This is a genomic window from Nonomuraea sp. NPDC004186 (assembly GCF_053603495.1).
Window position 1 is genome coordinate 68,629 of the sequence record NZ_JBSGFQ010000031.1, and the last position, 13,004, is coordinate 81,632.

The 13,004-nt window shown below is 71.0% G+C and carries 9 protein-coding genes; 7 read left to right on the plus strand and 2 right to left on the minus strand.

The window, feature by feature from the left end; all coding sequences use genetic code 11:
* Position 1: 1 nt before the first annotated feature.
* Both ACWEPL_RS25015 and ACWEPL_RS25020 read right to left on the minus strand, forming a co-directional pair.
* The gene (locus tag ACWEPL_RS25015; protein ID WP_452437574.1) at positions 2 to 2,785 is read right to left on the minus strand and encodes an FAD-binding and (Fe-S)-binding domain-containing protein; all 2,784 of its coding nucleotides are present in this window, start codon (positions 2,783 to 2,785) and stop codon (positions 2 to 4) included.
* A complete protein-coding gene (locus ACWEPL_RS25020; protein ID WP_452437575.1) occupies positions 2,782 to 3,924 on the minus strand; it encodes a pyridoxal-phosphate-dependent aminotransferase family protein in 1,143 nt (380 codons plus the stop codon). The genes ACWEPL_RS25015 and ACWEPL_RS25020 overlap by 4 nt, the downstream gene beginning before the upstream one ends.
* 89 nt (positions 3,925 to 4,013) lie before the next feature.
* On the opposite strand from ACWEPL_RS25020, the gene ACWEPL_RS25025 reads away from it, so the two are divergent.
* From ACWEPL_RS25025 to ACWEPL_RS25055, 7 genes are all read left to right on the plus strand, one after another.
* On the plus strand, positions 4,014 to 4,724 hold the full coding sequence (locus ACWEPL_RS25025) for an IclR family transcriptional regulator (protein ID WP_452437576.1): 711 nt from the start codon (positions 4,014 to 4,016) through the stop codon (positions 4,722 to 4,724).
* A 212-nt stretch (positions 4,725 to 4,936) separates the two neighbouring features.
* Positions 4,937 to 7,279: a beta-xylosidase/alpha-l-arabinosidase gene (locus ACWEPL_RS25030; protein ID WP_452437577.1), complete on the plus strand. Its 2,343-nt coding sequence runs from the start codon at positions 4,937 to 4,939 to the stop codon at positions 7,277 to 7,279.
* Positions 7,276 to 8,259 (plus strand): ABC transporter permease, encoded by a 984-nt coding sequence (locus ACWEPL_RS25035; RefSeq protein ID WP_350727790.1) that lies wholly within the window; start codon positions 7,276 to 7,278, stop codon positions 8,257 to 8,259. The genes ACWEPL_RS25030 and ACWEPL_RS25035 overlap by 4 nt, the downstream gene beginning before the upstream one ends.
* Entirely contained in the window at positions 8,256 to 9,131 is an 876-nt protein-coding gene (locus ACWEPL_RS25040) for a carbohydrate ABC transporter permease (RefSeq protein ID WP_355195813.1), read from the plus strand. Before ACWEPL_RS25035 ends, ACWEPL_RS25040 begins: the two co-directional genes overlap by 4 nt.
* A 29-nt stretch (positions 9,132 to 9,160) precedes the next feature.
* A complete protein-coding gene (locus tag ACWEPL_RS25045) occupies positions 9,161 to 10,798 on the plus strand; it encodes an ABC transporter substrate-binding protein (protein ID WP_363974519.1) in 1,638 nt (545 codons plus the stop codon).
* On the plus strand, positions 10,798 to 12,309 hold the full coding sequence (locus ACWEPL_RS25050) for a GH39 family glycosyl hydrolase (RefSeq protein ID WP_452437578.1): 1,512 nt from the start codon (positions 10,798 to 10,800) through the stop codon (positions 12,307 to 12,309). Before ACWEPL_RS25045 ends, ACWEPL_RS25050 begins: the two co-directional genes overlap by 1 nt.
* A complete protein-coding gene (locus ACWEPL_RS25055) occupies positions 12,306 to 12,992 on the plus strand; it encodes a hypothetical protein (protein ID WP_452437579.1) in 687 nt (228 codons plus the stop codon). The genes ACWEPL_RS25050 and ACWEPL_RS25055 overlap by 4 nt, the downstream gene beginning before the upstream one ends.
* The last annotated feature ends 12 nt before the right edge of the window (positions 12,993 to 13,004 follow it).

A 13,004-nucleotide genomic window follows, 5' to 3' on the forward strand; every position in this document is an offset into this window, starting at 1 on the left:
GTTATGGCAGGTCGACCACCTGGTGGAGGAGCTCGACCGGATGGCGGGCAGCGCGTCCCGCGCCGTGGGCGATCTGCTGGCGGCACGAGACCCCCGTGGCCGCCAGCAGGGTGTCGGGCGAGGATGCGGCGATCGCCGGGAAGAGCCGGAGGCCGCCGATCTTCATGGACAGGTCGTAGTGCTCGCTCTCGAATCCGAACGAACCGGCCATGCCGCAGCAGCCGGCGTCGATCTCTTCCACCTCCGCTCCCGGGATCCTGGACAGCAGCTCGCGCGTGGCCGCGGTGCCGACGACGGCCTTCTCGTGGCAGTGGCCGTGCAGGAGGATCCGGCGCCCGCTCAGCCCGCCGTTCAGCGGCAGCGAGCCGTCGTCGACGGCCTCCGCCAGCAGCTCGGGGATGAGCCTGGCCCGCGCCGCCACCGCCGCCACCCGAGGGTCGCCGGGGAGCAGCGCGGCGTACTCGTCCTTGAGCGTGAGCAGGCAGGACGGCTCCAGCCCGACGATCGGCGCGTCCGAGCCGGCGAGCCGGCCGACCATGGCCTCGGCCATCGCGCGGGCCCGGTCCAGCAGCCCCTTGGAGATGCTGGATCGGCCGCAGCAGCCCTCCGACTCCAGGCGTACCCGGTAGCCGGCGCGCTCCAGCAGCTCGACGGCGGCCCGCCCGATGCCGGGCTCGCTGAAGGAGGTGAAGGAGTCCGCGAGCAGGATCACCTCCCGCCGTCCGGAACGCCGCCCGGAAGACGGCGGCCGGCGGGCGAACCAGCGGAGCAGGTTGTCGCGGCGGAAGCGGGGCAGCGGCCGCCGCGTGCTCAGCCCGAGCGGCCCGCGCAGGGGGGCGGCCAGCCAGTTCGACAGGGGCGCGGTGGCCGAGCCGAGCCGGTTGAGCGTCCGGATCGCCCCGAACAGCCGCGACCGCGGCGGCACGCCGTGGGTCTCCTGGTACTGGTGCAGGAACTCGCTCTTCATCGCCGCCATGTCCACGCCCAGCGGGCACTCCGACTGGCAGGCCTTGCACTCCAGGCAGAGGTCAAGGATCCCGTGCAGCCTCTCGTCGCCGAGGGCCTGCCGGGGGTCGTCCGAGGACAGGGCCTTGACCAGGGCGTTGGCGCGGCCGCGGGTGGAGTGCTCCTCCTCGCGGGTGGCCATGTACGACGGGCACATGACGCCCGTGTCGTCCTTGCGGCAGACCCCGACGTTCATGCACCGGTCGGCGGCGGCGTGCATGCCGTCCGCGAACGACAGGGTGGTGCGCAGCGGGCGCGGCGCGGGCATCGCGGGATCGCGCAGGTGCTCCGTCATCGGGGGCGCGTCCACGATCTTGCCGGGGTTCAGCAGCCCGCGCGGGTCGAAGGCGTGCTTGATGCGCCGCATCGCCTCGTAGACCGCGTCGCCGAACAGCCGCCGGTTGAACTCGGAGCGCGCCAGCCCGTCGCCGTGCTCGCTGGAGTTGACGCCGCCGTGCCGGGCGGCCAGCTCGGCGATCTCCTCGGCGACCGCGCGCATGGTGCCGATCTCGTCGGGCACGCGCAGGTCGACGAAGGGGCGGATGTGCAGGCAGCCGACCGAGCAGTGGCCGTAGAACCCCGCGGAGAGCCCGTGCCGGGAGAGGATCTCCGCGAACTCCTCGACGTACGGCAGCAGCCGTTCCGGCGGCACGGCCGTGTCCTCCACGAACGCCAGCGGCCTGCGGCTGCCCACGCTGGAGGCCATCAGCAGCCCGAGCCCCGCCTTGCGGACCTTGAGCACGGCCGCCTGCTGCCCGGCCGTGACGGCCCGCAGGGTGTGGTAGCCGTGGCCGTTCGCCTTCCAGGTGGCGGCGAGCTTGTCCACGCGGTCGGCCACCTCGGCGGGACTGTCGCCGAAGAACTCGACGAACAGCAGCGCCTCGGGGTCGCCGGACAGGATGTCGCCGAGCCCGGCGTAGTCCACGCGCCGCCTGGACAGGTCGAGGATGGCCTTGTCGATGAGCTCGACCGAGGCGGCCTCGAAGGAGAGCGCGTCCGCGGTGGCGGCGATGGCGGACGGCGTGGAGGTGAAGTGGCCGACGGCGATGGCCTTGGCCCGGGGCCGGTCCACCAGCCCGACCGTGGCCTCGGTCACCACGGCCAGCGTGCCCTCGGAGCCGACGACCAGCTTGGTGAGGTCGGGCAGGTCACGGGCGGCCAGGTCCAGGCGGTAACCGCCCGAGTGCCGCCAGAAGCGCGGGAACCCGGACAGGTCCACCCCCTGCAGCGCCCCGGCCACGGCCGCGCCCAGGCGGGCGTCGGAGCGCAGGTCGGGCGTGCCGGCGTCGGCGAGCACCACCCGCAGCGACTCGACGTGGTCCACGGTGGACCCGTAGAGCACGGAGTGGCTGCCCGCCGAGTTGTTGCCGATCATGCCGCCGATCGTGGCCCGGTTGCTGGTCGAGGTGTCGGGCCCGAACATCAGCCCGTGTTTGCGGGCCGCCCGGTTGAGCTGGTCCTGCACGACGCCCGGCTGCACGCGGGCGCTCCTGCCGTCGATCTCCAGGATGCGGTTCATGTGGCGGGAGAAGTCGACGATCACCGCCGCCCCGACCGTCTGCCCGGCCAGGCTGGTGCCCGCCCCGCGCGGCAGCACCGGCACCCCCAGCTCGCCGCAGGCCGCGACCAGCGCCTGGACGTCGCCGGCGTGCCGGGGGAAGGCGACGGCGAGTGGCTCGATGGCGTACATGCTGGCGTCGGAGGCGTACAGATGCCTGGTGTACGGATCGTCCCTGACGTCTCCTTCGAGCAGCCGGGACAGGGTCCGGGCCAGGGTCATGCGGCCCCCTCCAGGTACGCCAGCGCGACGCGCGTCCCGCCTTCCTTGATCGGTGCCCCGGCCGCGCTCAGCCCCATCTCGACGCCGCTCAGCGTGCCGGCCAGCGTCAGGTCGTTGAAGTGGCCGAGGTGGCCGATCCGGAAGACGCGCCCCGCGAGCCGCCCGAGCCCGGTGCCGAGCGACATGTCGTACCGATCGAGGATGAGCTTCCTGACCGCGTCGGCGTCGTGCCCGTCCGGCATCAGCACCGCGGTGAGCGAGCTCGAGTGCTCCCGCTCGTCGGCGCAGAGCACCTCGAGCCCCCACGCCCGTACGGCGCGCCGCGTCGCCTCGGCGTGCCGGTCGTGGCGGCGGAAGACCTCCGCCAGCCCTTCGTCCTCCAGCAGCATGACGAGCGCCTCGCGCAGCCCGTAGAGCAGGTTGGTCGGCGGCGTGTACGGGTAGAAGCCGCCGCGGTTGGCCGCGATGATCGGCTCCCAGTCCCAGTACGAGCGGGGCAGCCGCCCCCGGTGGGCCAGCGCCTTCGGGCTGACCGCGTTGAGGCCGATGCCGGGCGGCAGCATGAGCCCCTTCTGCGAGCAGCCGACGGTCACGTCCACGCCCCATTCGTCGTGGCGGTAGTCCATCGAGCCCAGCGACGAGATCGTGTCCACCAGCAGCAGCGGGGAGTGCCCGGTCCGGTCGACGGCCGCGCGGATCTCCGGGATCCGGCTGCGCACGCCGGTCGAGGTCTCGTTGTGCACGACCATGACGGCGGCGTGCTCGGCGGTGAGGCGGCCGGCGATCGCGTCGGGGTCGGCGCCGTGCCGCCAGTCGCCGGGCACGAGGTCGACGACCAGCCCCAGCCGGGCGGCCATCTCGCACCAGAGCGCGGAGAAGTGCCCGGTCTCGAACGCCAGCACCCTGTCCCCGGGCGAGAGCGTGTTGACCAGCGCCGCCTCCCACGCGCCCGTCCCCGACGACGGGTAGACGATCACGTGGTGGCGGGTCCGGAAGACCGCCTTCAGCCGCTCCAGGACCTCGCCGGCCAGGCGGGCGAAGGCGGGGCCGCGGTGATCGACGGTGGGCTGGGCGATGGCGCGCAGCACCCGGTCGGGAACGTTGGTCGGTCCTGGGATCTGCAGGAAATGACGCCCCACGTCTTGATCTCCTTGCGTGCCGTGTCACGGCACGGTGTGCCGTGTTGCGGTTCACTAACATTAAAATCGGTCCGCAGAGGAGTCAATGGATGCAGAACGTGATCAACGCCCTCCGGGTGCTCGAAGAGGTCGCCGCCCGCCAGCCCGCCGGAGTCGGGGAGCTGGCCCGGGTGCTCGGGCTGCCCAAGAGCACGGTGCAGCGCTCGCTGAGGACGCTGTACGAGGCCGGGTGGATCAGGCCCGCGGCGGGCGAGATCACGCGCTGGCAGGTGACGAGCAAGGCGTTCCAGGTCGGCCGCAGGACGGAGCTGGGCCTGCGGGACGCGGCGATGCCGGTCATGGAGCAGTTGCGGCAGCGCACCGGGGAGACGATCCACCTGATGGTGCCGGAGGGCGACGCGGTCGTCCTGATCGAGCGGCTGGAGACCGACAAGCCGCTGCGCATCGTGCTGCCGCTCGGCATCAGGCTCCCGCTGCACGCCTCGGCCAACGGCAAGGCCGTGCTCGCGCACAGGTCCGCCCCGCTGCCGGAGCTCGCGTCGTACACGGACACGACGATCGTCGACCCCGAGGCGCTGGGCGCCGAGCTGGCCGCGGTCCGGGCGCGGGGTTACGCGGACAACCGCGGTGAGTGGCGCTCCGACATCGCGGCCGTCGCCGCCGCCGTGCTGGGCCCGGACGGCCCGGTCGCCAGCCTCAGCATCTCCACCCCCGCCAGCCGCATGCCGGAGGAACTGCGCGGGGAGTACGGCAAGTTGGTCACCCAGGCGGCCCGCACTCTGACGGAGTCCCTGACCTGAGCGTGGCTGAACGGCAACTTGTCATCTGAGCATCCGGAAACTTTCTGGAAATGCGGGCGTCGAATGCTGGCCTGACCCTGCGGTGATCAGCACGAATATAACAGTTTGCACCCTCTTGACACGCCGAAACCTGGACCCATAAGTTGCCGCAATATTAACGGGAATTCCTCGAAAGTTTCGGCAGCAGGCCGGCTAAGAGCCGAAAGGGTGGCATGAGGGGCCAGGTACCAATCGACAAGTGGCGGGACACGCGGCTGACTGCCGCCGAGCGGGCCGGGGTGCTCATCCCGCTCATGACGCTGGAGGAGAAGATCGCCCAGCTCGTGGGCGTCTGGGTCGGCGCCGACGCGTCAGGGGGAGGCGTCGCCCCGCACCAGGCCGACATGGCGGGCGTGGAGTGGAGCGACGTCATCGCCCACGGGCTGGGCCAGCTGACCCGCCCGTTCGGCACGGCGGCGGTCGATCCCGTCGCCGGCGCTCGCTCGCTGGCCGCCTCGCAGGCCCAGATCGTGGCCGCCAGCAGGTTCGGGATCCCGGCCCAGGTCCACGAGGAGTGCCTGACCGGCTTCGCCGCCTGGCGGGCGACGGTGTACCCGGCGCCGCTGAGCTGGGGCGCGTCCTTCGACCCCGAGCTGATCGAGGAGGTGGCCGGGCGGATCGGCCGGTCCATGCGGGCAGCCGGCGTCCACCAGGGCCTGGCCCCGGTCCTCGACGTCACCCGCGACTACCGCTGGGGCCGCACCGAGGAGACGATCGGCGAGGACCCCTACCTGGTCGGGACGGTCGGCGCGGCCTACGTGCGCGGGCTCGAGGGCGCGGGCCTCGTCGCCACGTTGAAGCACTTCGCCGGCTACTCCGCCTCCCGGGGCGGCCGCAACCTCGCCCCCGCCCACATGGGAGGCAGGGAACTGGCGGACGTGATCCTGCCGCCGTTCGAGATGGCCCTGCGCCTGGGCGGCGCCCGGTCGGTGATGAACTCCTACGCCGAGATCGACGGCGTCCCCGTCGCGGCCGACGAGGAGCTGCTGACCGGGCTGCTGCGCGAGGAGTGGGGGTTCGCGGGCACGGTGGTCGCCGACTACTTCTCCATCCGGTTCCTGCACAAGCTGCACGGCGTCGCGGCGGAGGCCGCGGACGCGGCCGGGCTCGCGCTGCGGGCCGGGATCGACGTCGAGCTGCCCACGGTGGACACCTTCGGCCCTCCGCTGATCGAGGCCGTGAAGTCGGGACAGGTCGACGAGGCGCTCATCGACCGCGCGCTGGCCCGGGTGCTGGCGCAGAAGGCCGAGCTGGGGCTGCTCGACGAGGACTGGCGGCCGCTGCCCGGCGACGCCGCCGACGTGCGGCTCGACGACGAGGAGAGCCAGGAGCTCGCCCTGCGCCTGGCGCGCGAGTCGATCGTGCTGGTGCGCAACACCGGCGGCGTCCTGCCGCTCGCGCCGGGCCGGCGGGTGGCGCTCGTGGGGCCGGTGGCCGACGACCCGATGGCGATGCTCGGCTGCTACGCCTTCCCCGCGCACGTGGGCCCGCACCCCGAGCACGGGCTCGGGCTCGACCTCCCGTCGCTGCGCGAGGCGCTCGGCGCGCTGGTCCCCGATCTCGCGTACGAGCCGGGCTGCGAGATCACCGGCGACGACACCTCCGGGATCGCGGCGGCCGTCGCCGCGGCGGCGGAGAGCGACGTGTGCGTGCTCGCCGTCGGCGACCGGGCGGGGCTCTTCGGGCGCGGCACCTCCGGCGAGGGCTGTGACGCCGCCGACCTGCGCCTGCCGGGCGTGCAGTCAGAGCTGGTCCGGGCGGTGCTGGCGACCGGCACCCCGGTGGTCCTGGTGCTGCTGGCCGGGCGGCCGTACGCGCTGGGCCCGGAGTTCGACGCGGCCGCGGCCGTCGTCTACGGCTTCTTCCCCGGCCAGCGGGGCGGCCAGGCGCTGGCGGAGGTGCTCACCGGCGCCGTCAACCCGACCGGCCGGCTGCCGGTCAGCGTGCCGCGCGACGCCGGCGGCCTGCCCGCCACCTACCTGTCGCCGTGGCTCGGCCGCCGTACGCAGGTGTCGTCGGTGGACCCGACGCCCGCGTACTCGTTCGGGCACGGGCTGAGCTACACCACGTTCGAGTGGGAGCTCCTGGACACGGGCGCGGCCGAGTGGCCGGTGGACGGCGAGGTCACCGTCGGGGTGCGCGTCCGCAACACCGGATCGCGGGCCGGCGCCGAGGCCGTCCAGCTCTACCTGCACGACCCGGTCGCGCAGACCACCAGGCCGGTGGTGCGGCTGGTCGGCTACACCCGCGTCCCGCTGGAGGCCGGGCAGGCCGCCCGCGTGGAGTTCACCGTCCCGGCCGACGCCGCGTCGTTCACCGGCGTGCGCGGCCGGCGCATCGTCGAGCCCGGCGACGTCGAGCTGCGCTTCGGGCGCTCCAGCGGGGACGCCGCGACGGACCCGGCGACCGGTGCCGTGGCGGCCGTGCCGCTGCGGCTGACCGGCGCCGAGCGCGAGCTGGGGCACGACAGGAACCTGCTGGTCACGGCTCGTATCACACGGGAAGGAGCGGGATGAGCACAACGTCGTTGGACAATCCGCCGCGAGACGCGCGGGCGGCGGGACCGGCACCCAGCCGGCGCAGACGGGCCAAACCCGGCACCTGGCGGCACGCGATCCGCCGCGACTGGCAGCTGTACTCGCTGGCGATCCTGCCGCTGCTGTTCTTCGCGATCTTCCGGTACCTCCCGATGCTCGGCAACGTGATCGCCTTCCGCAAGTTCGAGCCCGGCGGGAGCATCTTCGGCGAGACCTGGGTGGGCCTGCGGTACGTGAAGATGTTCCTGAACGACCCGTCGTTCTGGACCGTGTTCGCCAACACGCTCATCCTCGGCGCGCTGACCCTGCTGTTCTGCTTCCCGCTGCCGATCGTGCTGGCGCTGCTGCTCAACGAGGTGCGCAACCGGCGCGTGAAGCGGTTCCTGCAGTCGGTGTCGTACCTGCCGCACTTCCTGTCGATGGTCATCGTGGCCGGCATCGTCATGCAGATGCTGGCCATCGACGGACCGGTGAACCAGATCGTCAAGGTGTTCGGCGGGGAGCCCACCGCGTTCCTGCAGAAACCCGAGTGGTTCCGCACGATCTTCGTCTCGTCGGAGGTCTGGCAGACCGTCGGCTGGGGGACCATCCTCTACCTGGCCGCGCTGACCACCATCGACGAGCAGCTCTACGAGGCGGCCCGGATGGACGGCGCCGGACGGTGGCGGCAGATCTGGCACGTCACCCTGCCGGGCATCCGGCCGACGGCGATCACGCTGCTGATCCTCAACATCGGCACGTTCATGGCCGTGGGCTTCGAGAAGGTCCTGCTGCTGTACAACCCGCTGACCTACCCGACGGCGGACGTGATCTCCACATACCTGTACCGGATGGGCGTGGAGTCCAGCAACCTGAGCTACGCCGCCGCGATCGGCCTGTTCGAGGCCCTGGTCGGCGTGGTGCTGATCCTCTCGGCGAACCTGATCTCCCGCCGCACAGTAGGGACGAGCCTGTGGTGACCCTCGAGAAGACCCGTGGCTACCGCGCCTTCCAGGTGGTCAACGCCGTCATCCTGAGCGGCGTCGTGATCGTGACGCTCTACCCCTTCCTCAACATCCTCGCCCGCTCGTTCAGCGAGGAGCGCTACATCGTCGGCGGGCAGGTCAACCTCATCCCGCGCGGGTTCAACATCACGACCTACAAGCTCGTGGTGTCGGACCCGACATTCTGGACGAACTACGGCAACACGATTGTCTACACCGTCGTGGCCACGGCGATCGCCATGCTGCTGACGACGTGCTACGCGTACGTGCTGTCCAAGAAGCACCTCAGGGGCCGCACGTTCCTGATCTGGGTCGCCGTCTTCACCATGATCTTCTCCGGCGGCCTGATCCCCAACTACGTGCTGGTCAACGGCCTCGGGCTGACCAACTCCATCTGGGCCATCGTCCTGCCCAACGCCATCAGCGTCTTCAACCTCCTGGTCATGAAGGCGTTCTTCGAGGGCCTGCCGCAGGAGCTGGAGGAGGCCGCCGCGATCGACGGCCTGAACACCTACGGCGTCCTGTGGCGGGTGGTGCTGCCGCTGTCGAAGGCGGTCATCGCCACGATGGTGCTGTTCTACGCGGTCTCGTTCTGGAACTCGTGGTTCACGGCGTTCCTCTACCTGAACAAGACCGAGTTGTTCCCCGTGACCATCTACCTGCGCAACCTCATCGCGGGCGCCACCGGCGCCGAGTCCGCGGGCGCGTCGCTCAGCGAGGCGTCGGCGGCGGCGGCCAACATCCAGTCGGTGACGATCATGCTCACCGTCGTCCCCATCCTGGCGGTCTACCCCTTCGTGCAGAGGTACTTCGTCTCGGGCGTCATGCTCGGCGCGGTCAAGGGTTAACCACTGTCCTCCCGAAAGGATCCCCCCCCATGCAGCACATCTCCCGCCGTCAGGCACTCCTCGGGCTGGGTGCGCTCACTCTTGCCGTCGCCGGCTGCGGCGAGGACGCGGCTCCGAAGAAGGCCGCCGACGTGTCCGCGAACAAGGCGGGCGCGATGGCCAACTACGGAGTCAACCAGCAGTTCAAGGCCACCGAGCCGATCTCGTTCGACGTGCTCTACAACAACCACCCGTTCTACCCGGACAAGAGCGACTGGCTGTTCTGGCAGGAGCTGACCAAGCGGACCAACGTGACGCTCAAGCCGGTGGAGGTGCCGCTCAGCGACTACGAGAAGAAGCGCGGCCTGCTGGTGGGCTCCGGCCAGGCCCCGCTCATCATCCCGAAGACCTACCACCCGGCCGAGGAGGCGTTCGTCTCCTCCGGCGCCATCCTGCCGGTCAGCGACTACTTCGACCTGATGCCCAACTTCAAGGACAAGGTCGCCAAGTGGAAGATGGAGCCGGAGCTGGACACCCTGCGCCAGGCCGACGGCCGCATCTACCTGCTGCCGGGGCTCCACGAGGAGATCTGGGCCGACTACTCCCTGGCCGTGCGGACCGACATCCTGGAGAAGCACAAGCTGGAGGTCCCGAAGACCTGGGATGATCTCTACACCCTGCTCAAGGCGCTGAAGAAGGAGTACCCGGACCTCTACCCGATGACCGACCGGTTCGGTGTCCCCACGCCCGGCGGCAACATCTTCAAGCTCGTCGCCCAGGCCTACGGCGCCAAGGGCGGCTGGCAGTACCAGCACGCGACCTTCGACGCCACGGCCGGCAAGTTCGTCTACACCGGCGCGATGCCGCAGTACAAGCAGATGCTGGAGTACCTGAACAAGCTGGTGAAGGAGAAGCTGCTCGACCCGGAGAGCTTCACCCAGCAGGACGAGCAGGCCAAGCAGAAGTTCAACTCCGGCAAGTCGTTCGTGATCAGCGCGAACGCGCAGTCGATCGTCAACGACTACCGCCCCACGCTGACCAAGCTCGTCCCCGGCGCCAAGGTCGCCAAGATCCCGGTGCCCCTGGGCCCGGTCGGCGAGTACAAGATCGACACCCGGCTCGAGAACGGCGTCATGATCTCCAAGAAGGCGCTGGAGAACAAGAACTTCGTCGCCATGATGCAGTTCATCGACTGGCTCTGGTACTCCGACCAGGGCGAGGAGTTCGCCAAGTGGGGCGTCGAGGGCACGACGTACACCAAGGACGCCTCGGGCGCGTTCAAGCTCGCCAAGGACATCGACTTCGTCGGCCTCAACCCCGGCGCGCCCAAGCACCTGCAGAAGGACTTCGGCTTCTCCAACGGCGTGTTCGCCTACGGCGGCACCACCAAGCTGCTGAACTCCACCTTCTCCGAGGAGGAGGTGGCCTTCCAGGACGTGATGAACGCCAGGAAGGGCTGGCCGGTCGAGCCGCCGCACCCGTTCAACGACGAGGAGCGCGAGCAGGCCACGCTGTGGGAGACGCCGCTGAAGGACTACGTCACCCAGCAGACGCTCAAGTTCGTCCTCGGCGAGCGTGACCTGAGCGAGTGGGACGCCTACGTCAAGGAGCTGGAGGCCAAGAACATGACCTCCTACATGAACCTCGTCAACTCCGCCTACGAGCGCTTCAAGAAGGACCACGGCTGATGCGAGTGCCCTCGGAGGCCTCGGGACGGCTGTCCGACGCCTGGCGGTTCTGTGTCGGCACCGGCCGCTTCGAGCTGGCGCTGCGCCGCGACTACCAGGACTCGCTGGCGCTGATCCAGCGGGAGATCGGCTTCCGGCACATCCGGGGGCACGGGCTGCTGAGCGACGGGGTGGGCGTCCACCAGCCGTACGAGTACGCGGGCGCGCGGCACGTGCGCCACTCGTTCACGTACGTGGACCAGGTGATCGACGCCTACCTCGAACTCGGCATCCGCCCTTTCGTGGAGCTGGGGTTCATGCCCTCCGGGCTGGCCTCCGGCGACCAGACCGTGTTCTGGTGGCAGGGCAACGTCACCCCGCCCCGCTCCTGGCGGGAGTGGGCGGAGCTGGTGCGGGCCACGCTGGCGCACCTCGTCGACCGGTACGGGCTCGACGAGGTGCGCACCTGGCCGATCGAGGTGTGGAACGAGCCCAACCTCAAGGACTTCTGGCAGGACGCCGACCAGGACGCCTACCACCGCCTCTATGAGGTGAGCGCGCACGCGGTCAAGGAGGTGGACGCCTCGCTCCAGGTCGGCGGCCCGGCCATCTCGCCCGGCTCCGACGAGTTCCTCGTGCGCTTCGCCGACTTCGTGGCCGAGCATTCGCTGCCCATCGACTTCGTCAGCCGACACGCGTACACCTCCGGCCCGGCCCAGCACGTGCCCTTCGGCGTGCACCAGACGCTCGCGCCGGCGTCGAAGCTGCTGGAGCAGTTCGCCACGCCGCGGCGGCAGCTCGCGGGCGGCCCGCTGGAGGGGCTGCCGGTGCACATCACGGAGTTCAACTCCTCCTACCGGCCCGACAACCCCGTCCACGACACGGCCTTCCACGCCGCCTACCTCGCCCCGGTGCTGGCGGCCGGGGGAGACCTGGTCGACTCCTTCTCCTACTGGACCTTCAGCGACATGTTCGAGGAGCAGGGGATCCCGACCTCGCTCTTCCACGGCGGCTTCGGCCTGCTGACCCACCGGCAGATCAAGAAGCCCACCTACCACCTGTACGCGTTCATGGCCCGGATGGGTGACCAGGTCCTGGCGCGCGGGGAGGACCACCTGGTCACCCGGGACGGCGACGGCCGGGTCACCGTGCTGGCCTGGGCCCCGGCGGACGTGACCGGCGCGCCTCCAGCAGACGGGCACGCCTTGCGGCTGTCGATCCCCATCGGGGAGGCCGCCTCGGCGTTCGAGCTGCGCTCGTCGGTGAGCGAGGAGAAGGGCAACGCGTGGGCGGCGTGGCGCGAGCTGGGCCGCCCGCGCTCGCCACGGCCCAGGGAGCTCGACGCGCTGCGGGAGGCGGCCGAGCCCGTGCGCTCCCACCGGAGCCTGCCCGTCGCGGACGGTCGCGTGGACCTGGATCTCCGGCTCGACCGCCACGAGGTTACGCTGGTCGAGCTCACACCGGTGGTGGACCGGACGCCGCCGTGGTGGGACGACAGGCGGCTGCTCGGCCTGGGAGAGGAGAGCCCATGAGCGAGGTGTCGGCGGGGCGGCGGTTCGGCGAGGGCCCGCTCTCGCGCGCCGCCACGCTGATCTACAGCCTGCTGGTGGTCGAGGGCCTGTTCCTCGTCGCGACCGCGCCCGGCCTGATCGCGCTGACCCTGCTCGGCGGCGACGCCGCCAACGTGCCGCTGGTGGCGGCCTGCGCGCTGCCGCTCGGCCCCGCGCTGTCCGCCGCCCTCTACGCGCTGCGCCATCGCAGCCGGGACCTGACGGACCTGCATCCGGCGGCGGCGTTCTGGCGCGGTTACAAGGCCAACGTGCGCGGCGTGCTGAAGATCTGGGTGCCGTGGCTCGTCGCGCTGGCCGTCGTCGGGACGAACCTGGCGAACTTCGCCGTCGCCGGCGTCCCGGGGTGGTGGGCGGTGCTGCTCGTGCTCGTCGCGCTGGCGGCGCTGCTGTGGGCCGCCAACGCGCTGGTGATCACGTCGCTGTTCGCGTTCCGGGCGGTGGACGTGGCACGGCTGGCGTCGTACTTCCTCATGCGCCACCCGAAGGCCGCCCTTGGCAACGCGTCGCTGCTGATCGTGGCGGGCGGCATCACGATGGTCGCCACCGAGCTGGCGCCCGCCCTGCTGGCCTCGGCGTTCGCCGCGGCCCTGCTGTGGAACAGCCGCCCGGTGATCGCCGAGGTCCGCGAGCGCTTCACCGCCTGAGGAGTCGCGGGC

Coding starts and splice junctions, on each gene's coding strand:
- ACWEPL_RS25015 (WP_452437574.1), bottom strand. CDS start 2,785: ATGACCCTGGCCCGGACCCTGTCCCGGCTGCTCGAAGGAGACGTCAGG.
- ACWEPL_RS25025 (WP_452437576.1), top strand. CDS start 4,014: ATGCAGAACGTGATCAACGCCCTCCGGGTGCTCGAAGAGGTCGCCGCC.
- ACWEPL_RS25030 (WP_452437577.1), top strand. CDS start 4,937: ATGAGGGGCCAGGTACCAATCGACAAGTGGCGGGACACGCGGCTGACT.
- ACWEPL_RS25035 (WP_350727790.1), top strand. CDS start 7,276: ATGAGCACAACGTCGTTGGACAATCCGCCGCGAGACGCGCGGGCGGCG.
- ACWEPL_RS25045 (WP_363974519.1), top strand. CDS start 9,161: ATGCAGCACATCTCCCGCCGTCAGGCACTCCTCGGGCTGGGTGCGCTC.
- ACWEPL_RS25050 (WP_452437578.1), top strand. CDS start 10,798: ATGCGAGTGCCCTCGGAGGCCTCGGGACGGCTGTCCGACGCCTGGCGG.
- ACWEPL_RS25055 (WP_452437579.1), top strand. CDS start 12,306: ATGAGCGAGGTGTCGGCGGGGCGGCGGTTCGGCGAGGGCCCGCTCTCG.